Raw genomic sequence first — 25,992 nt, forward strand, 5'->3', positions numbered from 1 at the left:
ATAATTCTACGCTCACTATTCTCCATACCAAATAGACTCTATCTTGCTGATAATATATTTAGCTTGAGTTAGTTTTTCTTGATTGAGAATGACTGTAACGTGACCTAGCTTTCTACCTAAGCGTGAAGTTTTCCCGTACCAATGTAAGAAAGAATTAGGAATAGTTAAAATGCAATTTCGTGTTTCTTGATAGTCAGAATCAGATTCTTCAAAACCCAACAAGTTAACCATAATCGCCCCAGCCGATTTTAAACTTGTATCTCCCAAAGGCAAACACGTAACTGCCCTTAACTGCATCGCAAACTGAGAAGTATTACAGCCATCTAGAGTATAGTGTCCTGAATTGTGAGTGCGGGGTGCAATTTCGTTAACTAAGACTCGGTTATCTTTGGTCAGAAAAAACTCGATGCCGAATACTCCAACTACTTCTAGCTTATCTAAAATAGTACGGGCGATCGCTTTCACTTCTTGCGCCACTTGTTGATCGACACTTGCGGGGGTAATTGTCCAGTGGCAGATCTGATTTTTTTGAAAGGTTTCGGTAACAGGATAAATAGCGATTTCTCCCAACGCATTACGAGCAGCTATGATGCCTAATTCTCGTTCAAACGGAACAAATTCTTCAACTACTAATTCGGCAACGGGAATACATTGAGAAAGATTATCCAAAGTCTGAGCGTCTTTGACAATAAAAGTTCCTTGTCCATCGTAACCATGACGACGAGCTTTGAGAACTAGAGGAAATCCATAATTAGAAGCGAGATTCTGAGGTGACGACCAGAGACTAAACTTAGGCACAGATAAGCCAATATTTTTGAGAAAATTGCGCTGCTCGTATTTATCTAGCAAAGGAGCAAGGGCATTTAGACTTGGCTTAAAACACACTCCCTGTTGAGCTAGTTGCTGTAACGCGTTTAAATTAATAAATTCATTCTCAAAGGTAATTACATCGCATAAAGTAGCGAGCTTGGCGGTAGCATGAGCATCATCAATATCAGACAGAATAATCTGTTTCGCTCTGCTAACGGCTGGATCATCTTGACTTGAGGTCTGTACAATCAACTCAATATTTAATTTGGCTGCTTCTTCTGCCATCATCCAAGCCAATTGCCCGCCACCAATCACCCCGACTCGCTTGTCCATGCTTCCTCTAGCTGTTTTCCTCAACAATTAACCAGTTTACTAGCTAGTCAGGAAGATGCTGAGAAAAAAAGTCAGTCATTTTTGACCAGACGCTGCAAATAACTAAGCAAATGACTAATTACAACTGACATCCATAACTGACTAATTTTGTTTGGAGCGTCTTAGCTGCAATATTTCTTAACATTACTTAAATATCGTCTAAAATCCATTCAGAACTACGTTCACCAAGATCGAGTTGAATGCTAACAGCTTTACCTAATCTGGGACGCTCACGAGTTTTCTCAATAAAAGACTGTATCTGCTCTACACCGTTCCAAGCATTGAGATAAAGTGCGATCGCGTTGAGATTTTCCGTATATTCTTGAGGAGACAAGGGAAAAGAGGCTTGTTCCAAGTATTTCCACATCACCTGGACAAAGATTTTACCCTTAACTTTTCTCAGCTGCACATCATAAGAACAGCCCCATTTTGACAATAAAAGCTGGTGTAATTGTTCGCCTGTGATCATTTTTTATCCCAAGAAAAACTAATGAGTGGAACGTATACTCAATCTCTGTAATAATTTAATACATTGGTTTGCCTTGCGTTTTAAATCAAGCTTGAATTGGTAATGTCAAATTGATTCTGACAAATACTTTAAAGCAAGCTTCAAAAAAATACACGCAACTGTTAACTTTTAAACCAGGAGAACTGCGCAAATTCTTTGGAATAGAAGAGTATAAACATTCCCCTGTTATTATCATAGTTTACAAAAAAAATACGATTTATCTATAGTTATGGCTCAAGTTTCTGGTAACGTCCCTAACATGGACGACAATGATGTCCCCGATTTGGGACGCAGACAATTTATGAATTTGCTTACCTTTGGCTCGATTACAGGAGTAGCCTTGGGAGCTTTATATCCAGTAGTAAAATTCTTTATTCCCAATACTGGTGGTGGCGGTGCTGGTGGGGTAACCGCTAAAGATGCCTTAGGCAACGATATTATTGTCAGCGAATTTTTGGCTGAACATCAGGCAGGCGATCGTACTTTGGCTCAAGGTTTGAAAGGCGATCCTACTTATATTGTGGTGGAAGGAGATTCAACACTACGAAACTACGGGATCAATGCCGTATGCACTCACTTAGGTTGTGTAGTTCCTTGGAATAATAGTGAAAATAAATTTATCTGTCCCTGTCATGGTTCTCAGTACAACGAAGCTGGCAAGGTAGTTAGAGGCCCTGCACCTTTATCTTTGGCACTAGTTCACGCAGAGGAAAAAGAAGACAAGCTAATCTTTAGTCAGTGGACAGAAACTGACTTCCGTACTGGAGAAAAACCTTATTGGGCATAGCTTAGAAGATCAAGAATGAAAGATTGCGAAAGATAATGAGTTCCTAATCGGAAAATCAAATCATTCAAATCTTTTTATCGATGCCCAATACAAATATTATTCATAAAAATTAATCTTGTTGAGATTATCGATCGAACAAATGAGAACATTGAAACCATTGGCAATCATCAGACTAGCCAAGGAAATAATTGCTAAATCTACCGTTGTGGCGATCGCTACCGTGACTATTTTCTTAGCCAGCGATCTTGTCTTGTCCCAATCTGCTGCTGCATATCCTTTCTGGGCGCAACAAACTGCTCCAGAGACACCCAGAGAAGCTACAGGCAGAATTGTCTGTGCTAACTGCCACCTAGCACAAAAAGAAGCAGAAGTAGAAATTCCTCAGTCGGTATTGCCCGATACCGTATTTGAAGCTGTAGTCAAAATTCCTTATGACTTAGCCAGCCAACAAATACTGGGAGATGGTTCTAAAGGTGGCTTAAACGTTGGTGCAGTGCTAATGCTGCCTGAAGGCTTTAAAATTGCCCCAGAAGACCGTATACCCGAAGAAATGAAGGAAAAAGCTGGTGGGGTTTATTTCCAAGAGTATAAAGAAGGTGCAAATAACGTGGTTCTTGTCGGGCCTCTTCCTGGAGACCAATACCAAGAAATAACTTTTCCAGTACTTTCTCCCGATCCTAAAACAGACAAAAATGTCCGTTTTGGTAAGTATCCAGTTCACCTAGGAGCTAACCGAGGACGCGGACAGATATATCCCACAGGTGAAGCTAGCAATAACAACCAAATAAAAGCTTCTGTCGCAGGTACAATTGCCGCCATCACTCCGCAAGAAGCAGGTGGCTACGAAGTGACTATTAACACTGAAACTGGCACAGCAACAGATACTATTCCCCTAGGTCCTGAATTAATCGTTGCCGAAGGACAGCAAATTGCTGCGGGTGAAGCTTTGACTAACAATCCCAACGTTGGCGGTTTTGGTCAAAAAGATACGGAAGTAGTTCTACAAAGTCCTGCTCGTATCGCTGGCTTAATGGCTTTTGCTGGCGGTATTATGATTTGCCAAATTCTACTAGTAATTAAGAAAAAACAAGTAGAAAGAGTCCAAGCTGCCGAAATGAATTTTTAATTTATTTATTTGCAGTTTGAATTGAATAACTATTAAGGCAGGTCTGATACCTGTCTTTTTTTTTGATTAACTACACTTTTAGCAAAACTATATAATTAGCAAACTTAACACAAGTTAATGTTTGATAATTGATTTTCAATAGCTACGCTGAAATTTACCACAGGCTAAAACTGATAAAACATAAGTAAATATTGCTAAAAACTGGCTCAATACAAAATGCGATCGCTTTATTTAAGACTTGCATTAAGTGTACATACTTCTTAATAATTCCCCTGACAAAGCCCGAAACGTTTTAATCTAAAAGCTGAAGTATAAGTAAACAACTAATTAAAATAAACATGAGTGTAACGGCAAGTGGTGGCAGTTCATTAGCCCGTCCTCAACTCTATCAAACAGTAGCGGTGTCTACAATCTTGCAGGCAGAGCAACAAGATCGCTACTTAGAACAGGGCGAACTCAAAGAATTAACAGCATATTATAAATCTGGTTTTCAACGTATAAACATTGCTCAAACCATAACCAACAATGCGGATATCATTGTTTCACGGGCAGCAAACCGCATCTTCACAGGTGGCTCACCAATGTCATATTTGGAAAAGCCCGTAGAAGTCGAAGAAATGGCAATTAGTACTCCTAGCGGAAATACCAATGTTCCTAGTGAGCTGATTGTCGAGCAAAAAGCTGAGAAAAACAGTAGTGATGGCACCAGCGCAGGACTTTTAAAAGCTTTTAAATCGCTATTTTCGGGAGGTTCAGGCCCTGTTCCCGCCAATTTTAGACCAATTAGCGTATCTCAGTATGGTCCTGCTAATATGCAGAAGTCTTTACGAGATATGGCGTGGTTTTTGCGCTACATTGGCTATGCAATTGTCGCAGGCGATCCCAATATTCTGGTAGTAAACATTAGAGGTTTGCGAGAAATTATTGAAAGAGCCTGTTCTTCGGCAGCAACTATCGTGGCATTGCAAGAAATGCGATCGGCAGCCAAAGACTATTTCCGCAAGGATGAAGCAGCAACAGACATTATTACTCAATATTTTGACGTTGCTATTAGTGAGTTTAAAGCTCCTACTCCGGCGGATAAACTGCGCCAGCGTTCGGATTCTGACAAACAAGGCTTGCAACTTCCTCAAAGCTATTTTAATGCTGCGGAAAATCGCCAAAAGTTTGTCATGAAGACTGGTTTATCTACTACTGAAAAGCTGACAGTAATCAAAGCAGCCTATAGACAAATCTTTGAACGGGATATTACCCGTGCTTATGGTCAATCCATCTCTTATCTAGAGTCTCAGGTAAAAAATGGCGACATCTCAATGAAAGAGTTTGTTCGTCGCCTGTGTAAATCTGAGCTATACCGCAAGCAATTTTTTGAGCCGTTCATCAATAGTCGAGCTTTAGAATTGGCTTTTCGTCATATTTTGGGTCGTGGTCCTTCCTCTCGCGAAGAAGTCCAAGACTACTTCTCGATTGTTTCTGAAGAAGGGTTGGCTGGTTTAGTCGATGCTTTAGTTGATTCTCAAGAGTACGCGGACTATTTTGGTGAAGAAACTGTTCCCTACCTCAGAGGTCTAGGTCAAGAGGCTCAAGAATGCCGTAACTGGGGGATGCAGCAAGACCTGTTGAACTACAGCGCACCTTATCGTAAGGTACCCCAATTTGTTACAACCTTTGCTCGCTACGATCGCCCCTTACCAGACCAGCACGTTTATGGTTCGGGTAATGACCCATTAGAAATTCAGTTTGGGGCAATCTTCCCCAAAGCAACCCGCAATCCTAGCACTAGTCCTGCACCCTTTAACAAAGACACTAAACGCTTATTGATTCATCGTGGTGCAGGCATTAACAATCAAAACAGTAACCCCGCAGCCAGAGCAGAGTTACCTGGTTCTCTAGGAGCAAAAGTATTTCGGCTTAATAACCAACTTCCTGGTTCTAGTAACGGCAGCAGCGTTAAATTTTCGGAAAATTCAACTCAAGCTGTAATTCGCGCTTGTTACCGTCAAGTATTTGGTCGGGATGTTTATCAGGGTCAGGAACTGAAAGTAGCAGAAATCAAGCTAGAAAATGGCGATATTCCAGTGCGCGAGTTTGTCAGAATGCTGGCTAAGTCTGACACTTTTCGTAACCTGTACTGGACATCATTGTATGTAACTAAAGCGGTTGAATACATTCATCGTCGCCTTTTGGGTCGTCCTACCTATGGTCGTCAGGAAATCAACAAGTACTTTGATATTTGTTCCAAGAAAGGTTTATATGCTTTAGTTGATGCGATGATTGACTCTCAAGAGTACTTGGAAGCGTTTGGTGAGGATACTGTTCCTTATGAACGTTATTTGACGGCAGGTGGCGTACAACTACGCAAAACTCGTCCTGGTGCAATTGAAGCAGGCATTGGTGCGAACATAAAGCAAGAAGCCACTCCCCGCTTTGTAGAATTGGGTCAAGTTAGTATGCGTACTACTCCCGAAGTTCGACAAAAAATAGCTCAGGGTGTAAGCGTGCAGCGTGAGCAAAGCAAGGTCTTCAAACTCACGACTACTGTTGATAAAGTAGCAGTAAAAAATGTAATTAAGGCTGCTTATCGTCAGGTGTTTGAGCGTGATATCGATCCTTATGTAGTACAAACACAGTTTTCTGTCTTGGAAAGCCGTTTGGGTAATAGAGAAATTAACCTTAAAGAGTTTATTGAAGGTTTAGGTTGTTCTGAGCTATACCTCAAGGAATTTTATACTCCTTATCCTAATACCAAGGCGATCGAGTTGGGGACAAAACACTTCTTGGGACGTGCGCCAGTCAATCAAAAAGAGATTCAGAAATACAATAAAATTCTAGCGTCTCAAGGATTAAAGGCGTTTATCAGCGCAATGGTTAATAGTATGGAATATATTCAAGTATTTGGTGAGGACACTGTTCCTTTCCGTCGTTTCCCTACTTTACCCGCGGCCAATTTCCCCAACACAGAAAAGCTTTACAATCGCTTAACCAAGCAAAGTGACGACATCGTTGTTCCTAGCTTTGATACTACTAAAGCAAACTTCAGATAGGGAAGTAAAGCTAATTTTGTAAGGTAGGCAAATTTCAGTTAAATCGCGATCGCTCATTAGCAAGCTATTTTTGTCTACCTTTTTTTACGTTGACAGTTTTTACTTTAGTTCCATAATCAAAATTTCTTACCTTAGTAAGATGTAACATTAAATTGTGTTAAGGAAGAGTAATTAACTGCAACAAAATATCAGATTATAGTTTAAGTATGGGTGCTTGCTTAAGTAAAAAATACTTTACTGCACTTGGCAGTAGCGTTTACTCTAAGGCTTTTCTAGCAGCAAAAGTTTACATGGGGCTAACGAGGAAGCAGATGTTGCCAGACATTAACTTCATGTAAAGGTTTGTTAATACGTTACCTAGTTTTCGCACTTTAGTTTGGCGAAGCTGCAATACTAAAGTTTGTAACCAAAAGTTAGAAACTGGGTGACAAAACAGAGTAATCTATAAGAAAGATTTAACCAGCAGCAACTAAGCGCGGATTTGAATTATAAAAGCCTAGTTTAGTTGAATAGCGCCATATCTAATAGCTAAAGCGATCGAGCTATTAACTAAGATAGTTAGCTGGAAATCTTTTCTAACTAAAGCTATCGACTTAAAAGATAGTTTGTTTATTAATTTTATTTCATTGTATTGGGAGGAATCCATCGATGAGTATAGTCACGAAATCTATCGTGAATGCCGATGCAGAGGCTCGCTACTTGAGTCCTGGCGAATTAGAAAGAATTAAATCTTTTGTAACTACTGGCGAAAGCCGCTTACGTATCGCTCAAACTCTGACTGAGTCTCGCGAGCGCATCGTTAAGCAAGCTGGAGATCAGCTATTCCAAAAGCGTCCTGACGTTGTTTCTCCTGGCGGTAACGCTTACGGTGAAGAAATGACTGCAACTTGTCTACGTGACATGGACTACTACCTGCGCCTAATTACTTATGGTGTGGTAGCTGGTGATATCACTCCAATTGAAGAAATTGGTTTAGTTGGTGCCAGAGAAATGTACAAGTCTTTGGGAACCGATGTAGGCGCTATGGCTCAAAGCATTCGTGAGATGAAAAATGTAGCTACTTCGATGATGTCTGCTGAAGACACTGGTGAAGCTGCTTCCTACTTCGATTATGTGATCGGAGCTATGCAGTAAGAGATAATACTCTGCTGCTAATATAACTAGTAACAAACTTTTTCAAAAATACACTAACTTATCAGTGTTAAACAGCTTAAGACTCGGTAAGATAAGGAAATAAAACTATGCAAGACGCAATTACCTCTGTAATTAATTCAGCTGACGTTCAAGGCAGATACCTCGATGGTGCTGCTATGGATAAGTTAAAAAGCTATTTTCAAACTGGTCAATTAAGAGTTCGCGCAGCAAGCGTAATTAGTGCTAACGCAGCTAGCATCGTTAAAGAAGCAGTAGCAAAATCTTTGCTATATTCTGATGTAACTCGTCCTGGTGGCAATATGTACACCACTCGTCGCTATGCAGCCTGTATTCGTGACTTAGACTATTATCTCCGTTATTCCACTTACGCTATGCTAGCTGGAGATCCTTCCATCCTAGATGAGCGTGTACTCAACGGTTTGAAAGAAACTTATAACTCTTTGGGAGTTCCTGTTGCTTCTACTGTTCAAGCTATCCAAGCTATGAAAGAAGTAACTGCTAGCTTAACTGGTGCTGATGCTGGTAAAGAAATGGGCGTTTATTTCGACTATATCTGCTCTGGCCTAAGCTAATCTAATTAGCATTTTAAGCCGAACGTAGATTGCGAGATCGCACAGATTCGGGAAGTCTAGAGTGAGTGCTAGTTCCAATAAAGCTTAGTTTTTCGAGCGCGAAAGAAAATTAAGTTTAGACGAGATCTAGTATTGACTTCTGACTCCCGAATTTTAGTGTTTTTAGGCAGCTATTTTAAAAGCCAGATCGCTCAAGGTGGCATAAATAAGCAACATAGCTTTTGTTAGGCAAAGTTTATTACAGGAAAATTTAACTTTTTTTATTTAATCAGGAGAAATATCTCATGCGTATGTTTAAAGTGACTGCTTGTGTTCCCAGTCAAACTAGAATTCGTACTCAAAGAGAATTACAAAATACCTTTTTTACCAAGCTCGTACCTTATGACAATTGGTTTCGTGAGCAGCAGCGCATTATGAAAATGGGTGGCAAAATTATTAAGGTTGAGTTGGCAACAGGTAAACAAGGCATGAATACAGGTTTGTCTTAGGTGCTCAAATAGCGCAATACTTAATTTAAACAAGAGAGGGGTCTGATTGACCTCTTTTTTATTGTCAGTTATAAACGGTAAACTTTTAAAATTAAACCTAAAACCAGAAACTTTAGCATTAAACATCTGTTACCTTTAAAAAGCAAAAACCTAAAAATAATATTAGTATTGGTGAAAGCTAAAGTTGTAAAGCAATATCTGAGTTATTTTATTCCTTTCATTACCCCTCAAGTGAAGTCTTGGACGTGGGAAGCTCGCTTATTAAATTGGTTAACTTACGTTTGGTTGATTATTGGCTTAATTACTTTAGTATCTGCCTCTTATCCTGAGGGAATTAGCTTTCATAATGATGGGCTGTATATTTTTAAACGTCAATTGATTGGTGTGGCTGTAGGCATTGTGGGATTTAATTTTGTGGCGAATCAGCCTTTGAGTAAAACGATTAAAATTTCCCCCGTGATGGTGCTAATTTTCTTGTTGTTGATTTTTGCAACTTTGATTCCAGGTTTAGGTAAAACGACTATGGGAGCTAGTCGTTGGATTGCAATTGGACCATTTTCACTACAGCCATCAGAACTAATTAAACCTTTTTTGGTGTTGCAGGCAGCTTATTTATTTTCTCGCTGGAATCGGCTACAAAATAAAGTGCGTTCAGTGTGGTTAATAGTGTTCACTCTAGTTTTAGCTGGAATCTTAAAACAGCCTAATCTAAGCACTACAGGATTGTGTGGCATGAGTTTGTGGCTAATTGCCTTGGCAGCCGAATTACCTTTGGGTCAACTAATTGCTGTTGCTGGTGGCGGCTTGGGTGTAGCCAGTCTTAGTGTGGTTCTCAACCCTTATCAGCTCGATCGCATCACTTCTTTCCTCAATCCTTGGCAAGATTATCATAATAAAGGATATCAGTTAATTCAAAGCCTCCTGGCGATCGCCTCTGGCAATTTAAACGGTACAGGATTTGGTCTTTCTCAACAAAAATTATCATACTTGCCAATTAGTTCGACAGACTTTATTTTTGCAGTTTACGCCGAAGAATTTGGCTTTGTAGGATGTCTGCTGCTGCTATTGTTGATTATCGGCTACGGCACTTTAGCTTTGAGAGTCGCAATTAAATGCAGTCACAATGTTCCTCGGTTAGTTGCTGTAGGTGCAATGGTTTTTCTGGTCGGACAATCATTAATTAATATTGGTGTAGCAACAGGTTCTCTGCCAACAACAGGCTTACCATTACCTTTCTTTAGTTACGGAATTAATTCAATTATTGCTTCTTTGCTATTAGCAGGATTTTTAGTACGAGTTGCCAGAGAAAGCAACACCACCAGAGTAATTTCTCTCAAGCAGATATCTAATTATGGACAGACTTTCTCCCCAGGAAATAAAAAATGATCGTACAATAGGGCATTTAAAATGACCGCGTCAGGCGTAGTACCGTTCACTTGATTAAAGATCTTTGGTTCTAGGAACTAGTTCGGTATTTATGTGAGATTGAACTGTTTAGAATTCATAATTAAACTAGTTGCTGAACTAAATCTTGCCAAAAATTGCTAGTTTGTTTTTGAACCCATGATCGATTATGCCTACTTCCAAGCGGGATCTACTTAATTCTGTCCCCAAAGTTACTAACTCTAAAAAAATAATGCACGTTCCTGGCTCAGTTGTTGGTAATCGCTATCAAATTATTCAAGAGTTAGGTAGGTTAGAAAAAGGGAAAACCTACCTGGCAAAAGATTTGCAGACTACGGTCGATCCTAGATGCGTGGTGGAGCGGTTAAGTCCTAACTGTGATAATGAGGCAAATTGGCAGATAATTCAACAGCATCTGGAAAATGAAGTAGCGGTATTAAAGAGAATAGGAGATCATCCACAAATTCCCCAGTTTTACAATTATTTTGTTGACGAGCGACAATTTTATTTGGTTCGTGAATATATTGATGGGGATAATTTAGAGCAGGAAGTTACCCGTAAAATATTTGATGAAGCAGATGTAATTTACTTAATTCAAGATGTTCTGAGAATCCTCGATTTTATTCACAAAACAAATGTGATTCATCGCGATATTCAACCAATTCACTTGATTAGGCGCAAGCAAGATAATACATTTGTTTTAATTGATTTTGCTGCTATTGGTGAGATTGAATCGACGAAAATAAATCTGCAAGGTGAGCTGATTTTTGATAATTCTTTGGACAATTGGTCTTACATAGCACCAGAACAGAAAACAGGAAAGTCTCACTTTAATAGTGATATTTATGCTTTGGCTCGAACTGCTATATATGCTGTAACAGGGCGATCGCCACAGGAACTAGAGCAAACCAACCTAAATTGGCAACAGCAGTGTCAAATCAGTCTTAAATTAGAGGCGATTTTACTCAAGATGATGTCACCAGTCGTAGAACAACGCTATGGCTCTGCTTTGGAAGTGCTGTATGATTTGCGACCATTACTTAAAATTAGACAAGTAGTAGGGGGACGTTATTTAATTACTCGCTATTTAGGTGGAGACGGGGAAATTGAAACTTATCTAGCTGATAACCTGCATCGCCAATATCAATCTCCTTGTTTACTCAAGCAAATTGAACTGCCCCAGGCAGATGGTGGTGGCAAAGTCAAAATTGAACGGCATTTTGCTGAAGAACTATCAGTTTTAGAAAGATTAGGATATCATGAGCAAATTCCTCAACTATGGGATCATTTTCAAGAAAACGACGAATTTTATCTGGTTCAAGAATATATTCGCGGCGACAATTTAGCCCAAAAAATAGCGCAGAATAATATATCAACTTCACAAATAATTCAAATTTTAGTCAGTGCTTTGTCTATTTTGAGGTTTATTCATCAAAATCGCATTATTCACCGCAATATCAAGCCTTCTAATCTGATAATTCGTGACCAAGATGGGCAAATAATCTTAACCGACTTTGGTATTTTAGCCGATATCAAGGCTTTGCCTAATACCAGGGGCTATAGCCAGAATCAGAATAAACAAAACTATTGGTCTCCCGAACAAATTGCTGGCAGACCTACTATTACCAGCGATATTTATGCTCTAGGCATGACGGTAATTGAAGCTTTAACTAAAGCCAAACCAGTTACTCTGAGCCGAAAAGAACAGACAGGAGAGCTGGTGTGGAGCCAAAATATTGACCTAGATCGCCGTTTGATTAAAATCATCAACAAAATGGTTCAGCTAGATTTAGGACGGCGTTATCAGTCTGCCGAGAAAATTCTCCACGATCTTCAAAGAATCAATAATTACAATTCTTTGAGTCGCCTGCAACCAGTGACATTTCAGGCCAAGCAAAGGACATTTGCTACTAAAATAAGCATTTTACCGATCTTAGTCGGTTTGTTGGGTATAGGCTGTTTATTAGGCAGCATAGAATTTGCTTTTCCTACAGTTAGACCAGTTTATTATTGGTATCAGGGTAAAAAATTACTACCAGAGCAACCTCAAACTGCGCTTAACTCTTTTATTAAAGCGATTGATTTAAAACCTCAAAGTTGGCTGGCCTGGTCTGGTAGAGGAGATGCTTTGTATGTTCTAGAACGTTATCCTCAAGCTTTAGAAGCATATGTTGAGGCAACAAAGCTAAATCCAAACAAGGCTGAAATTTGGCAAAAACAAGGCAATACTTTATATCGCTTAGAAAGATTTACCGAAGCGATCGCGGCTTATAACCGCGCTTTAGAGTTAGAACCAGAAAATGCCTCGCTTTATAATCTCAAAGGTAAAGCTTTGTATCAACTTCAGCAATACCAGGCTGCTTTAACGATGCAGAAGGCTGCCTTGGAAATAGATCGGCTTGATGCGCAATTTTTGAGCGATCGCGCTCAGAATTTAGTACAGTTAGGAGAATATTATGATGCTCTGACTGTGTTTAACCGAGTTCAGGCAATTGAACCATTAAATTTAAAGCTGTGGCAGAATAAGTTTTTGGTATTAAAAGCGTTAAATCGCCCTCAAGAAGCAGAACGAGTTCAGCGAGAAGTTAATAATAACTATATTCAACTGCTGCAACAGCAACCCCGCAATAAACAGCACTGGCTAGAGCAAGGAGATTTTTTCACCGCTGCTGGAATGAATCAAAAGGCACTTGAGTCTTATAATCAGGCAATTGAGCTAAAGCCGAATATGTATGAAGCTTGGCTAGCCAAAGGAAAAACTTTGACACTGTTAGGTCAAGATCAAGCAGCTTTAAACGCCTTGGATAAAGCTTTACAAATCCGCAGTCAATCTTATTTGGCTCTACAGGCTAAAGGCTCTGTGTATCAAAATCAAAGTAATCTGACCGAGGCGATCGCCAACTACGATCGAGCCATCGAGATTAATCCTAACTATGCTCCTTTGTGGCGCGATCAGGGATTGGCTTTAAATCAACAAACAAAATACATTCAAGCCATTGAATCTCTAACCACGGCTAGTAATCTTACGCCCTATGATGCTAGTACTTGGCAGGGATTAGCGGAAGCCTGGTCTGCTATGGATCAAAATCAAAAAGCTTTATCTGCTATCAATCGCGCTATTGAACTCAGACCTCAAAATTCTCGTTTCTGGAGTCAAAAAGGTCTAATTTATAGCATAAATGGTCAATATAATGAAGCTTGCGACACATATCGCCAATCTCGCCAAGCTACTGCTGATTCTTCCGCAATTATTAATTCTATGATGGAATTAGGATGCAGAATGGATTAATGCTTACGTGTTTAGTCTAACGGCGTTTCAAGCGACAAGCAAAATCCTTTCTTTCCATTTGGGTGCGCATTTTTGAGCCAGTATATTGCAGAGATAGTTAAATTTTACTCGAGCTTGATTTGATGGTTAAGCCTTTCATTTGTTTTCTATCAAATAACTAAGGGTTGGTATCTCCAACCCCAAACAAATACGCTAAGTTATCTGCTTTCAATTATGATTATTTGGCTTATTTTTTAAAAGTCATCCTGCTTATAATATTTAGTAAGAGTATTAATAATACGCATATTAGCTAACTAATATCTAAAATAATTTAATCAACTAGCTTTTTAGTTTTCTAAAAGTTTATTTAGCAATTTGCGAAGTCTAATTAGCGATAAAAATTTAATGAGTAATTAAATTCAGCTTAGATTTAAACGTTAAATAAAGTAATAGTTCAAATTTAGTCTTGCTTTGCTTATCTTAGCCGAAAGGCGATTAACCGTAGCAATTTTTTCTTCTATTTGTCCTGATAACTGAGAATCTTTATTGTATTTTTGCTGGTGTTTTTGTAGTTTAGCTAAAGTTTCTTTGACAGTGGCTAATTCTTTTTCAATTTTAATTAATAGAATAATTAATCTGGCAACCTTTACTGTTTTTTCTTCAGCAACAATCTCTTGCTGAATAGATGCGATGTAGTTATTAATATCTTCCATGAATTTACTGATATGTTGACTAATATGACAGAATAACTGCGCTTGTTTTTATTTCTTAAACCAAGTATATCCGTGAATATGAGGTCATGGTATAAAGTTTGCGTAATTGTTGGAGTATTTATATAAACAATATGTAAATTTGTCCATCAAACTCCCCAAAACTAGTCGCAGCAGTAACTTTGCCTCAGAATATATTCTCTATAAGCCAGCTTATTTATATTTTACAAGCTGAAATCCCAAATTTTCATGATTATTTTCTAGTCAATTTCAGCTAAGGAAATATATCAAACTACAAAAACAATGTTCTTGCGTAAGATCGGCTCAATTTTTAGTACTTATAGGCTGCAATATTTGCGATTAAGAATGTTAGAACATATATTTGAATTTCACAATTTGCAGATAAACTATGAATGAAATTATTAACACTATCAGCAAAGTACTGCTAGAATTACTTGCTCAATCAATAAAAGCACTTCCTAGTTTGCTGTCTGCTTTAGTAGTGCTGTTTTTAACTAGGTATGCAGCACAAATAGTGCTGAAAATTGCTGATGAAACAGGAAGGCGTGCTATTAAGAGCAATTCCCTAAAGCTCCTACTAACAAAAGTTTGTCGAATTGGTGTCTGGACAATAGGAATTTTGTTCGCTTGCGTTTTGGCGTTCCCGGGATTTGAACTGGGAGATATTATTGCTACTCTCGGTGTCGGTTCTGTAGCAATTGGTTTTGCGTTCCAAGATATATTTAAAAACTTTTTAGCAGGAATTATTTTGTTAGTCGAAGAGCCATTTCGGATTGGCGATGAAGTGGTAATTGGTGACTATGAGGGTAAGGTTGAAAATATTAGCATTCGTACCACTAAAATTCGTACCTATAAAGGAGAGAGAGTATTGTTACCTAACTCTACTGTCTTTACCGATGCCGTAAAGGTAGTCACCGCTTATGACTATCGGCGGACGGATTTGGGTGTAGGTGTAGATTACAATACTTCTTTGCCACAAGCTAAGAAACTTTTAGCACAAACTATTGCCAGTGTTTCTGGAGTAATGACCGAACCAGTTCCAGAAATTGACGTAGTGAACTTTGGCGAGAGTTCAATCGATTTTGTGGTTCGCTATTGGAGTGATTCATCGCAAAAACAGATACGTAATGTGCAAACTAAAGCCATTATTGCGATTAAAAAAGCTTTGGATGGTGCAAATATCAGCATCCCTTACCCCATTCGGACTCTCTACTACTATGAGCGAGAAAAATAGGCGTTGCTAATTTTAAGTATGATGTAATATAAAATATTACGGTTTATAGCTAATAGCTTTTAAACAAGTATACTCAACCGCAACTTTTACATTTCATACCCCAATTCAGCAACGCCAAAATAAGACTAATTAGCCTCTTCCTGGTTCAGTCAGAGAAACATCAACCAGATTAATTTCTTGCTTCAGACTGTTTAGAGGAGGATTCATGGTCTGAACGTTACCCACAACCAGGGTAACCAACCGATCTGGCTGAAGATATTCTTGTGCAACATCTAAAATATCTTCTCTGGTTGTATTTTGGACTTGCTCTTGATATTCAAAGATAAAATCTTCAGGATAGTCAAAGTATTCATAACGCATTAGTCGAGATAGGGTTTGACTGGGGTCTTGAAAATTAAAGACAAATGAGTTGAGAATTGATTCTTTGGCATTGTCTAGCTCTTGCTTAGACACAAGTTTGGTGCGCAGTTTTTTAATCTCATTAATAGTCGATCTAATAAAAGGAACGGTATTATTAGTTTGAGTTTGTCCCCCCGCGATAAACATTCCATCAAAGTCATAGCTAGGACTCCAAGAGCCATATACGCTATAGGCTAGACCCTGACGCGATCGCACTTCGTTAAACAAACGTCCGCCAAAACCGTTTAAAACGCCGTTAAGAACACTAAGGGTTGGGTAATCGGGACTATCAAACTGACCGCCAATGTGACCCAAGAGAATATTGCTCTGAGTCAGCTGGGGACGATCGATGGCAAAGATTCCTTGCTCGTATTTTTGACTCGCTGCTGGTGTTTCTAAAGCCGGTAGGGAAGTATCTGCTTGCCAATCGCCAAAGGCATCCTGTACCCGCTCGATCATGGCATCAGTCTCAAAATCACCAACTATACCCAGAATTATGTTTTCAGGACGAACATAGGTTTGATAAAAGTCGGTAACATCTTGACGCGAAATGTTATCTAAGGTGTTATATTCAATCGTCCGAGCATAAGGACTAGTTTCACCGTAAATAACCTTATTAAATTCACGATTGGCAATATCATTGGGATCGTCATTACGACGAGCAATTGCTCCCTGTTGCTGCTTAAGCGCGATCGCCAATTTTTCAGGAGCAAAAGCTGGCTGACGAAGTACTTCCGTAAATAGAGGAAATACCGTATTTAAGTCTTCGCTAAGAGTATCAAAGCTAGCATTGCCAGAAGTATTATCAATACTGGTTTCTACACTGGCCGCTTTTTGTTCCAAGATTGAATTCAACTCGTCTGCGGGGTGATTTTCGGTTCCGCCACTACGCATCAGTCTTCCTGTTAACTCAGCCAAACCAACTTTGTTAGCAGGTTCATAACGCGAACCAGTCCGAATTATCGCCGTACCGCTAATCAGTGGTAAATCTCGATCTTCTAGAAGGTATACTACCATGCCATTCTCTAGTTCATACCTTTCATATTCAGGTAGCTGAATTTCTGGCAGAGGCTCAAAGTCCAATTCTGTATAGTGTTTAGGAGTATCAGCTGCCGCAGTTAGCCGAACCGTAAATGATAATAAAACTGTAAATAAGACCAAACTTAACCAAGAAAATATTTTTCTACTCATTTATATCTACATCGAAAGAAGCTTTACTATTCTATCTATCAGCAATTGAGCTTGCTCAAAGCAGACGGACGGCTGTTTATGATCTAGTCTTTATGGCGATCGCGAAGGACGGACGCAAAGCTTATCCGAAGGTGTACCCTTTAGGGAATCCTTTAGGGCGAAGCTTATACTAAAGCATATGCGAAGCGGTATCCTTTAGGACTCGCTTCGCATCGTCCGAAGGTGTCTCTGTGCGGATACACTTGCGGATATACCATGCACGGGAATCCTTTAGGGCTAATCCTTTAGGGTACCCGAAGGGTAATCGCGCCTTGGCATTAGATTAACTAGATAGCTTATTAATCCAAAATTCCAGCTATGGCGAAGCGTATTTTCTGGACATTAAGGGTTCAAACTCTTGGCAAGAGAAATATAGCAATACTCTCCACATCGTTAATAATCTTGTTACAAAGGTCATTTACTGGTAGATCGTTAACACCGTAAAGAAAAGGGTTTTCTAGCTCTTTGCCTACTTCTTCTAGCCCTAACAAAATAAAGCTAACAATAGCAACTACTGGTATTGCCCACCATCCCATTTTTTGAATCAAGTTAAATGGTAGACCCAGACAGTAAATTAAAATTAATCGTTTTAGATAAATACGGTAGGCAATTGGTAGTGGTGTTTGGGAAATACGCTCACAACTACTAAGTCCTTCTACCATATTGTTGAGCATACTATTCATCTCAACTATTTGAGAGCTATCAATTGTCCCCAATTTAAGCTGTTGTTGCAAATATTCGCCGATCCATAAAGCAATTTGTAACGATAAGCGTTTAGCATTATTTATTTCTACAGCTTGTTTTTTACTTAGTAAGGCTTTAAGTTCTTCATTAACTGGCTCATTTCTTAACTGTAATTTAGTAGCAACCGCAAAAGCAGCTAAAAGTTTTAAAATCGCAGCTTTTTTTGCTCGATCTTCTTCGTCTTTTTCAGGTACACTCAAACGGATAAAACGAGCTAAATTGCGAATATTAACCACCAGCATTCCTAAAGATTTTCGACCATCCCAAAATCGTTCGTAAGAAGTGTTAGTACGAAACACTAATAGTAAACCTAAAACTAAATTGTAAACAACATTATTAGTTAGCTCCCCAATATGTAAAATAAATGGTTGTTCTTTCCAGTAGGGCAACAAACATATAGAAGCAGCAAAAATAGTGAACATCAAAATTCGCGGCAAAATAGTTTTAATTACCGAACCTTCTAATTGAAATGTGATTTCCAACCAGCTTAACTTTCGTTCTGTAGACATTTAAAACATCCAAATAACTTAAACTTATAATTTTATCAACATGGCGATTCCACATGGTCGGGTTTCCCGACCGTGGCTCGCCATCAAAATGTATTGTCTATCAAATTCTTTCAAAACTTAGATTCTGTATATCTTACAATTTCAATTTTTTAGTTGGGTTTTTTATCTCCAGGTGTAATCAGAAATAATTAAATAAAAAATCTCGATCAAATAGTGCTTGACATGATATTCTATACATAGTCGAAAATAGTGCGCAATGCGAACCTGAGTCCAGTAATTATAGTTGCGAGCAAAAAAATAGCCAGACAGTAAGGCACGAGTTTCTGGCAAGATAATTTACCAAAAATAGCCTTTTTCTATCGTGGTTTGACGGCTATTGGCATTATATTTAAGCAAGTATTCGGCGGAAATTGCTTCTTGCTCTCTTAACAGGGTTATTTCTTTTTCGCCTATTTCCGTATCAGTAGAAAGCAATATTACCTGATGAGATGCGGTGGGGAAATATCGCTCAACTAAATTATTACGGTGGGAAGAATCTAGCCTACCTAAAGGGGTATCGATCGCGATCGGTAAGTTACGACCAGATACTCTAGCAAGCCCCCATAAAAAAGCGATCGCCAGTAGTTGTTTTTCCCCTGCGGATAAACGCTGTTTCGGGAAAGGTTGACCATCAGTGTCGTACAAAGCCAGTTTAAAGCGATCGCTATCAATAGTGATGCGGTTAATTAAATTAGATTTATGTAAAAGATATAAAAAGCAATCTTTGACTTCTGTTTCTAACTTATTAAGTTTTTTAAGAGTAAGTTTTTCTTTAAAAAGCTTGAGAGTTTTTTGTACCCGATCGACCGATTTAATAATATGTTCATCATTAATATTGACAATCGCATCCTCGCTAAAGTTTTTTAGCTTACGGTTTAATTCTTGTTGGATACGTTCAATTTCCTTGGCTAAACTTTCAGCTTTTTCCTGTTTAATTTTATATAAGGCCTTGCAGTTACTTACTTCTTGTTGTGTATCCTCAACTGCTAAGACTAGTTGCTGATAATCTTCAGGGGATGCTGCGAGCGCTAACTGAGATTCAGTATTATTTATTTCTGTTTCTAGCCGATCGATCCATTCAATAATATTTTGAACTTGCTTAACTTGAAAAGGTAAACGAACTTGAGAAATACTAATTAACTGCTGTAATTGAGATTCAGTTAAATGCAGAAAACTATTTGGTTCGTTTTCAATTGAATCGGCGATCGCTTGATTTTCTTGCTCAATAAAAAAATTAACTTTACTAATTGATTCGGCTGATAAACAGATGCTATTTAAATAATCTAATAATTTCTTATCTCTAGCTTGCAAAACCCCTTGAGCTTGTTTAAACTGTTGAATTTTAATTTCTTGCCTAGACTGAGTAGCTGCTGCGGATAATAAAGGGGTAATTAACTGTAACGGTAAACTCTCACTAGCTAAAATAATTAACTCTTGTCTTTTCGCTTCTAGTTGAATATTTAGCTCTTTAAGTTTGGTTTCAATTTCTTCCCTTTTGCTAGCAATTTTACCACCTTCTTGATTAAACTTTTGACGGGCGCGATCGCATTCTTGATTAGCTTGCTTTAACTTCTGCTGTAGTTCGGCTATTTCCTGATTAACCTTGGCTTTTTCAGCTTTTTTAGCTGCCAACTTATTTTCGATTTCTTCTATGGTTAATAACTGAGTTTTACTAGCGATCGCTTTTCGCTTGCGATTTACTAATACTGTCAAATCTATAGCTAGCTTTTCGGCTAATTCTAAGCCTAATAAATTATTAATTGCTTCCACGACAGCAGGAGGAGGTGTATCCAATTCAGCTAACTCTTTGACCTGTTCACCATCAAATAAAAATAGACTAGAAATACCTAATGGTAGAATATTTTCAATATACTCATCCCAATTTTCTTCCAAATTGCGATCAAATTGGTTTTCTCTTTCAATACTAAGACTATCCTTGCCGTCTTTAGGTGGTTTTTGCCACGCACGAATAATTTTAAACTGTTGCCAATGACCTTCAAAAATATACTCAAAAGATAACTGTATTTGTGTCAGATCTGCCGAAGTTGCTTGACTGTTTACCGACTGAGATAAGAAATCAGCATACCCTAAATTACCCCGCGTCGAACATTTAGCCCGTTGTCCATATAAAGCCAAACGAATTGCATCCATCAAAGTAGTTTTTCCACCACCATTCATCCCTCCCAACAAGATAATTGGTTGAATGATACCATTATTTTCGGGGCGTAAATTAATCGTATGTTTGCCTGCATACGCACCAAAGTTCTCGATAACTAACTCGGTAAAAATCATTTAAACATTGATCATTGAATATTTATTTGTTATTAGCAGCAACCTCGCCACTTCCTTCAACGGAGTGACTAGCAAATTTAATACTTCCCCAATTAGCTTGATTCTCTTCTTCTAAGTTATTACCTGGCTTGTTTAATTGTTCTACTTGTTCCCTTACCGCTTCAATATCACCTTGTTCAACAGCAGTTTTTAGATCGTACTTTTGATGTGCATTTGCGATCGCTTCTTCCTTGCTTCTAGAACTAGTATCAAAGCATTTTGCCAAACTATCATAAATACCCGTACGGCGATTTTTAGTATAAAATTGCCTTTCTGTATCTAACAGCTTCGACATCAATTCCAACTGCATCTCATCATCACATATTTCCGCCAAAGTTTCCCATTCATCATTACCTAATAACTTTTCATCAGCACCAATTCTGATATCTTTAAATACTTCCCCTGTTACTTCTTGATAAATGCGGGGTAAACTATCATCAAATTCGTGTTTCTCTTCTAGCCAAATTCTTCTGATTTCGCTCAACTCTTCAGAAGTAATTAAACTAATATCCTTAAATTCTTCAGGCGCATTCTGCCTAACTTCGACTTGTGCCGATAATACCCGTCTTAACCAAGTTTCTCGCCATTTCTTAGTATAAGGGCCAGGGATAGGTTCAATCGAAGTTTCTCCATCTTGGTTACGTTCAAACAACTGCACGTTACCACGGAGACGACGAAAATCGCGCCGATGGCGATCGTTTCTCATATCCAAATCGTTACGAATATCTAATAGAGGCTGTAACCATTCTTTTTCTTCATCATTTTGAATCATTGCCTCCATCGACTTATCTTTATTTACCATAGTGCATACCCAACAGCCAAATCTAGAATCTCCGCAACTAGGCGTAGATGTGTCAACTACCATTGGACATTCGTTATCAGCAGTTGCACCACGATACATAGTAAATAAATCGTTATTATTTCCTCCCCAAGGATTATCCCACTGCATAAGATACATCCAAACTTCGTTAGTAGTCCACTCTTCAATTGGAGTGTATACTAATGAATTAGGTAAACTAGCATTTGGACTAAGGCGATCGCGTACTCTTTTTTGCTCGTGCTTTTTCATTGTTGCAGCACGCTTAGCACTTTCAGCTTTGCGAGTACCTAATACTAATATTGTCTCGCCATGAGAACGAACCGTTTGTCTGATAAATTGATTTGCTGGCTTGATTTTCATTCTCTCCGTACACCAACGAAACTGATTTCTCGGGGCAGGATAACCTTTTCCCATCAAACAAACCCAAAAAGAATTTTTCACCTCTGGATTAAGTAAATTTGCCATAAACGGCATTTTTTGTTTTATTGCTGCTTCATCTAGTTTCTTTATCGAATTTCTTACCCAAGCCGAAACAATAGGGTTTTCTACAAGAGTATCAGTAGAGATAACATAAACAGTTTTGCTGCGCTTTTCTAATGGTAACGCTGCGATCGCATTCCAAATTAATTGCAACACACAACTACTGTCTTTTCCCCAAGAAACACCAATTATCCAGGGGATTTCATCTTGACAGTACAACTCTTGAATTTCAGCAGTAAGAAATCCGATACTTTCTATAAATTCAGGGGTATCGCGCTTATTTAATTTATTTTTTGTTTGTTTTGCCAAGCTCATTCCCTTCTAAGTGCTGAAGCATAGGTAGTTATAACACTACAATATCCTAACGATAATTAAACATATCTTTCAAAGAACTTTAACTTTAATACTCTTGATGGGAATACTATTATTTAGTGTGTGCAACAATATTTCAAAAAGGAGAATGTATTAGTGTCATGGCTTTACGGAAATGATGTAGTGCAGCGGCTAGGAGAGAATGCTTTCTTATATGATTTATCAAAAATTCGTGGTGTTTCAGCTATCCTAAACCGTATTCCAGATAATATGTCAGGGGTATATGCTTGGTATCGTAATTTTAAAATAGATGATTCCGCGATAAACAATCCAGAAGTGTTTGTATCAAGTATTCTTCAAGAATTATACAAACCTCATGGTGTTACCAGAGAAACTCGCCTTCCTCCATCTCATAGATTGATAGTTAAGCCAGAAACAATCTTTTCTGAACATAAACAAAAAGCTTTGAAAGATTATGCCAATAATGATTTGTTTCGAGAGCTTTTGATCACGCTGCTAAATAACTGTCTATTATTTCAGCAACCTTTATATATAGGAAAAGCTAGCAACTTAAAAAATAGAATTCGTAATCATCTCGGTGTAGAAAGTGTTTTGAGAGAAAGATTAAAAGATGCAGAACACAATTTGGAACAATGTAGGTTATTAATCTTAAGTTGTTCAGAAAACTTAAATTACTGTAGTTCAGAAGATATTGAAGCTGAACAAAACAATGAAAGTGAATTTCCTCAACTAGAGCCAGAAGCTTTGATCGAAGATATTTTATCTAGATTATTTTTACCATCTTTTACTAACAAATATGGATAATTGACTATGCTTATTATTTCAAGTGGAGAAAGCAAAAATAAATTCAATAAACCTTTAATCGGATTAAAGGGTCAATATACTTTAGCAGAAGGTGTATCTCTACCTTATTTTTTATGTAATATGCCTATAGAAAGAGTTATTAATGAATTAAAAATTGCGGAACAAGTTCCAGCTTCTTTGGAAGCAGAATGGTCACTTAAAGAACTTTTTCAGAGAGAAATTGACGAAGACAGAGTTAAAAATGACATTATAAAAAGCTATTTGTTAGATAGTAAGAAGTTAAAGTTTTTTAATGCTATTACGATTGTTCTAATGCCAATAGGAAAAGATGAAAAAATTCAGGATCAGTTCCAAGATACTGAAGAAGAAAATCCACCACCTATTCCTTGGGATGGTAGTGATACAGAAGATGCACAATGGGATTGCCCAGAAGCTAAGAAAGCTGATTTCGGTGGCGTGCAATTTGTTCATATAGGAGAACAAGCTCGTTTGCGTTGGGATGCAAATAAAATCTTGGCTGTTGCTGTTGATGGGCAGCACCGTCTATGGGCATTACGTACTTTTAGAGAAAATGAAGAGTTTCGTAATGGTGTACTGAGAGAAGCTGAAACAAAGACGCGAATTCCCGTGATATTTATATTGCTTCACTCGAAAGCTGGTTTTATTAATGAACAAGATCAAGTAAATCACTCTATTAGAAGTATTTCTCGTGAGCTTTTTACAGATTTAAATAAAAATGCCAAAACTGTTGACAGGGCAAGAGAACTTATATTAGATGATAAAAGCATTCATGCCAGATGCGTTAGAACTTTATTAACAGACAGTACAAGTAAAGACATACAAAATCAGCTTCCTTTATCTCTAGTACGTTGGCAAGATGATGTTAATAAATTTGATAACTCTTACTATCTAAATTCTTTAGTTCATTTAGATCTCTTGGTTAAAGCATTATTAGATTTAAATGAACCAAAAGATCCAATGGAAGAAAAGCAGATTAAAAATTATATAAAAGATATTAATCAAACCCTTGGCATTGACGGAAAAGAAGTTGAATATGAAGGACGTACGTTAACTCAATATTACGAAGAAGATTGTCGTGATGAAGATGGTAATCCAGAAACACCTTTTTCAAGGTTACCAGAATATTATCTCGGCTCAGCAATCAAGGGTTTTGAGAATAATTTTAGTCCTTGGTTAATTAAATTATTAATAGATTTTAAACCTTATCGTAATTTATTAAAATATGCAAGAGAAAATAATCTAATTGAAGGGACTTTTGGTCAGTTTCAAGCACAAACAACTAAACATAAAACTATGATTAAAAGAGAGAAAATTGCAGTAGATAGTGACTGGTTTAAAAGAGAGATAGTTACACCAGAAAAGCATATTTATGCAATGAAAGACAATCAGTGGGCATTTAAAGCAATTTTTCAAAAAGCCATAGTACGTTTGGGTAAAATTGTAGAATTTGAATACAATGGTGAAGATGAAAATTTAGGTAATATTGAAAATATTTTATCGTTTTTAGATCACCTATACGATCAAAGAATCTTGGAAGTTCGACGAGAAATATCAAATTTAAAATCAAGTTTATGGACTTTTATTGCTTTAAATCGAGGCGATCAAAAAATCAAAGTTAGTAAACCCGTAGAAGATAGAATTTTTTCTATATTGTTACTCTGGTACTATGGAAGTCGTAAATTACAACAAGAGAAAAAACAAAATAACTCAATATCTAGCAGTCGAAAATTGCTAGTGTTTTTCAGAGGACAAATCAACAAAGCTGAATGGCCTGGTTGTACTGATGCTTATAATGCCATTGAAAAAGGATTTAGCGGAAAAAATTTTTATGACTTATACGGACAAGACAAAAACGAATTATTTGAAGATAAACAAAAGCAATTAATTAGAGAGCATTTTTCTAAAGTATTAGCTGCTGGAATTCCAGAGTTAGCTAATAAAGTTGATGAAGCTTCTTTAGAAGATGAGGAATTAGATTAAAGTTTGATTTCTATATTGCGATCGCTACGATAATGATCTTTAATATCTATATTTTTTAAATTCAATTTTTAAAATTCCAATAAATAATTAAATATTGAGTCTTCCTGTAGTAAACAATTGACAGCCTTCAACAAAACTAGCCAAAGAAAGCATAAATTACCAAAAACTAGTAGCTTGAAGAATCGCTCTACTACTCACAAAAGCCGCAACAATACCAAGAGCGATCGCTATTACTGCTAGACTTTTATTACCACGAGGTAAAACAAAAAACATTAATACTCCTGCGGTTAAAAACAAAATAGAAGTATCGGCTGCCACACCACGCCACCAATAAGGATAAACATTATTAGCAAAGTAAATATTTTGTCCTAAAAAGTAAATTCCTAATAATAATAAACCTAAACCAATTAATCTAGCTAGCAATCTCCTAATATTTCTTTGATTAAGTCTAATTATAGATTGCCCAAATAATTTATCAAAACTAACTGCAATTACACTTTGCGTCTCAAACTAAGTGGGATAAATGTCTTGGCATGAGAAAGCGAAAAGGCGATCGCCTTTTAAATCAATTATAAGTAATAGCTAGTTAGGGGTCGAGCCGAGGATCGCTCCTCGACACTCCCATACAAAACCGTGCTGGCGACTTTCACCGCACACGGCTCCTCCTGGCTTTTCGGTACTTTGTATTTCGTTCTATAAACCACAGGCAAGCTGTATTAGTCATTAAGAACTACTTATTTCCCTAGTCAGACTCAGGGCTGCACGGAGCGCATATTTCAGACATTACATCCATCCTTGTCAGG

Annotated in this window: 19 protein-coding genes; 11 read left to right on the forward strand and 8 right to left on the reverse strand. The window is 37.8% G+C overall.

Annotation, left to right across the window (positions count from 1 at the left end):
* Positions 1-15: 15 nt before the first annotated feature.
* Both V6C71_13210 and V6C71_13215 read right to left on the reverse strand, forming a co-directional pair.
* Positions 16-1,143 (reverse strand): 5-(carboxyamino)imidazole ribonucleotide synthase, encoded by a 1,128-nt coding sequence (locus V6C71_13210; GenBank protein HEY9769431.1) that lies wholly within the window; start codon positions 1,141-1,143, stop codon positions 16-18.
* A gap of 187 nt (positions 1,144-1,330) precedes the next feature.
* The gene (locus V6C71_13215) at positions 1,331-1,651 is read right to left on the reverse strand and encodes a DUF3067 family protein (GenBank protein HEY9769432.1); all 321 of its coding nucleotides are present in this window, start codon (positions 1,649-1,651) and stop codon (positions 1,331-1,333) included.
* Positions 1,652-1,919: 268 nt separating this feature from the next.
* On the opposite strand from V6C71_13215, the gene V6C71_13220 reads away from it, so the two are divergent.
* The 8 genes from V6C71_13220 to V6C71_13255 all read left to right on the forward strand — a co-directional run bounded on the left by V6C71_13220 (position 1,920) and on the right by V6C71_13255 (position 13,555).
* Positions 1,920-2,477 (forward strand): cytochrome b6-f complex iron-sulfur subunit, encoded by a 558-nt coding sequence (locus V6C71_13220; protein HEY9769433.1) that lies wholly within the window; start codon positions 1,920-1,922, stop codon positions 2,475-2,477.
* Between the two features lie 139 nt (positions 2,478-2,616).
* A complete protein-coding gene (petA, locus tag V6C71_13225; GenBank protein HEY9769434.1) occupies positions 2,617-3,603 on the forward strand; it encodes an apocytochrome f in 987 nt (328 codons plus the stop codon).
* A 338-nt stretch (positions 3,604-3,941) separates the two neighbouring features.
* On the forward strand, positions 3,942-6,647 hold the full coding sequence (locus V6C71_13230; GenBank protein ID HEY9769435.1) for a phycobilisome rod-core linker polypeptide: 2,706 nt from the start codon (positions 3,942-3,944) through the stop codon (positions 6,645-6,647).
* Positions 6,648-7,295: 648 nt separating this feature from the next.
* Complete coding sequence (locus V6C71_13235) at positions 7,296-7,781, forward strand: allophycocyanin (GenBank protein ID HEY9769436.1); 486 nt, start codon at positions 7,296-7,298, stop codon at positions 7,779-7,781.
* A gap of 107 nt (positions 7,782-7,888) precedes the next feature.
* Positions 7,889-8,374: an allophycocyanin subunit beta gene (apcB, locus tag V6C71_13240; protein ID HEY9769437.1), complete on the forward strand. Its 486-nt coding sequence runs from the start codon at positions 7,889-7,891 to the stop codon at positions 8,372-8,374.
* Between the two features lie 284 nt (positions 8,375-8,658).
* Positions 8,659-8,862: a phycobilisome linker polypeptide gene (locus V6C71_13245; protein ID HEY9769438.1), complete on the forward strand. Its 204-nt coding sequence runs from the start codon at positions 8,659-8,661 to the stop codon at positions 8,860-8,862.
* A 171-nt stretch (positions 8,863-9,033) separates the two neighbouring features.
* On the forward strand, positions 9,034-10,248 hold the full coding sequence (locus V6C71_13250) for a putative peptidoglycan glycosyltransferase FtsW (GenBank protein HEY9769439.1): 1,215 nt from the start codon (positions 9,034-9,036) through the stop codon (positions 10,246-10,248).
* Positions 10,249-10,435: 187 nt separating this feature from the next.
* Positions 10,436-13,555 (forward strand): tetratricopeptide repeat protein, encoded by a 3,120-nt coding sequence (locus V6C71_13255; protein ID HEY9769440.1) that lies wholly within the window; start codon positions 10,436-10,438, stop codon positions 13,553-13,555.
* Between the two features lie 416 nt (positions 13,556-13,971).
* On the opposite strand, the gene V6C71_13260 is transcribed toward V6C71_13255, so the two are convergent.
* Positions 13,972-14,247 carry a hypothetical protein gene (locus tag V6C71_13260; protein ID HEY9769441.1) on the reverse strand — a complete coding sequence of 92 codons (276 nt, stop codon included), beginning with the start codon at positions 14,245-14,247 and terminating at the stop codon, positions 13,972-13,974.
* Positions 14,248-14,653: 406 nt separating this feature from the next.
* On the opposite strand from V6C71_13260, the gene V6C71_13265 reads away from it, so the two are divergent.
* Positions 14,654-15,499, forward strand: a complete 846-nt coding sequence (locus V6C71_13265; protein HEY9769442.1) for a mechanosensitive ion channel family protein — start codon at positions 14,654-14,656, stop codon at positions 15,497-15,499.
* Between the two features lie 129 nt (positions 15,500-15,628).
* Here V6C71_13265 and V6C71_13270 read toward each other — a convergent pair whose 3' ends face one another.
* The 4 genes from V6C71_13270 to dndC all read right to left on the reverse strand — a co-directional run bounded on the left by V6C71_13270 (position 15,629) and on the right by dndC (position 22,360).
* Positions 15,629-17,089, reverse strand: coding sequence for a pitrilysin family protein (locus V6C71_13270; protein HEY9769443.1), 1,461 nt, complete (start codon positions 17,087-17,089; stop codon positions 15,629-15,631).
* 389 nt (positions 17,090-17,478) lie between these two features.
* Positions 17,479-18,381: a bestrophin family ion channel gene (locus V6C71_13275; GenBank protein HEY9769444.1), complete on the reverse strand. Its 903-nt coding sequence runs from the start codon at positions 18,379-18,381 to the stop codon at positions 17,479-17,481.
* 336 nt (positions 18,382-18,717) lie between these two features.
* Positions 18,718-20,712 (reverse strand): DNA sulfur modification protein DndD, encoded by a 1,995-nt coding sequence (gene dndD / locus V6C71_13280; protein HEY9769445.1) that lies wholly within the window; start codon positions 20,710-20,712, stop codon positions 18,718-18,720.
* Between the two features lie 22 nt (positions 20,713-20,734).
* A complete protein-coding gene (dndC, locus tag V6C71_13285; GenBank protein ID HEY9769446.1) occupies positions 20,735-22,360 on the reverse strand; it encodes a DNA phosphorothioation system sulfurtransferase DndC in 1,626 nt (541 codons plus the stop codon).
* Positions 22,361-22,519: 159 nt separating this feature from the next.
* Here dndC and V6C71_13290 point away from each other — a divergent pair, with 159 nt between their 5' ends.
* Together V6C71_13290 and V6C71_13295 are read left to right on the forward strand one after the other, a co-directional pair.
* Positions 22,520-23,188, forward strand: coding sequence for a hypothetical protein (locus V6C71_13290; GenBank protein HEY9769447.1), 669 nt, complete (start codon positions 22,520-22,522; stop codon positions 23,186-23,188).
* A gap of 6 nt (positions 23,189-23,194) precedes the next feature.
* Positions 23,195-25,189, forward strand: a complete 1,995-nt coding sequence (locus V6C71_13295; protein ID HEY9769448.1) for a DNA sulfur modification protein DndB — start codon at positions 23,195-23,197, stop codon at positions 25,187-25,189.
* A gap of 156 nt (positions 25,190-25,345) precedes the next feature.
* On the opposite strand, the gene V6C71_13300 is transcribed toward V6C71_13295, so the two are convergent.
* Positions 25,346-25,612 (reverse strand): hypothetical protein, encoded by a 267-nt coding sequence (locus V6C71_13300; protein ID HEY9769449.1) that lies wholly within the window; start codon positions 25,610-25,612, stop codon positions 25,346-25,348.
* Between the last annotated feature and the right edge of the window lie 380 nt (positions 25,613-25,992).

This window comes from Coleofasciculaceae cyanobacterium (genome assembly GCA_036703275.1).
In the GTDB taxonomy this organism is placed as follows: Bacteria; Cyanobacteriota; Cyanobacteriia; order Cyanobacteriales; family Xenococcaceae; genus Waterburya.

Bases quoted from the DNA above. Each gene is read 5' to 3' on its own strand.
- V6C71_13265 (HEY9769442.1), top strand. From the start codon at position 14,654: ATGAATGAAATTATTAACACTATCAGCAAAGTACTGCTAGAATTACTT.
- V6C71_13215 (HEY9769432.1), bottom strand. From the start codon at position 1,651: ATGATCACAGGCGAACAATTACACCAGCTTTTATTGTCAAAATGGGGC.
- V6C71_13210 (HEY9769431.1), bottom strand. From the start codon at position 1,143: ATGGACAAGCGAGTCGGGGTGATTGGTGGCGGGCAATTGGCTTGGATG.
- V6C71_13270 (HEY9769443.1), bottom strand. From the start codon at position 17,089: ATGAGTAGAAAAATATTTTCTTGGTTAAGTTTGGTCTTATTTACAGTT.
- petA (HEY9769434.1), top strand. From the start codon at position 2,617: ATGAGAACATTGAAACCATTGGCAATCATCAGACTAGCCAAGGAAATA.
- V6C71_13255 (HEY9769440.1), top strand. From the start codon at position 10,436: ATGCCTACTTCCAAGCGGGATCTACTTAATTCTGTCCCCAAAGTTACT.
- V6C71_13275 (HEY9769444.1), bottom strand. From the start codon at position 18,381: ATGTCTACAGAACGAAAGTTAAGCTGGTTGGAAATCACATTTCAATTA.
- V6C71_13260 (HEY9769441.1), bottom strand. From the start codon at position 14,247: ATGGAAGATATTAATAACTACATCGCATCTATTCAGCAAGAGATTGTT.
- apcB (HEY9769437.1), top strand. From the start codon at position 7,889: ATGCAAGACGCAATTACCTCTGTAATTAATTCAGCTGACGTTCAAGGC.
- V6C71_13295 (HEY9769448.1), top strand. From the start codon at position 23,195: ATGCTTATTATTTCAAGTGGAGAAAGCAAAAATAAATTCAATAAACCT.
- dndD (HEY9769445.1), bottom strand. From the start codon at position 20,712: ATGATTTTTACCGAGTTAGTTATCGAGAACTTTGGTGCGTATGCAGGC.
- V6C71_13235 (HEY9769436.1), top strand. From the start codon at position 7,296: ATGAGTATAGTCACGAAATCTATCGTGAATGCCGATGCAGAGGCTCGC.
- V6C71_13230 (HEY9769435.1), top strand. From the start codon at position 3,942: ATGAGTGTAACGGCAAGTGGTGGCAGTTCATTAGCCCGTCCTCAACTC.
- V6C71_13245 (HEY9769438.1), top strand. From the start codon at position 8,659: ATGCGTATGTTTAAAGTGACTGCTTGTGTTCCCAGTCAAACTAGAATT.
- V6C71_13220 (HEY9769433.1), top strand. From the start codon at position 1,920: ATGGCTCAAGTTTCTGGTAACGTCCCTAACATGGACGACAATGATGTC.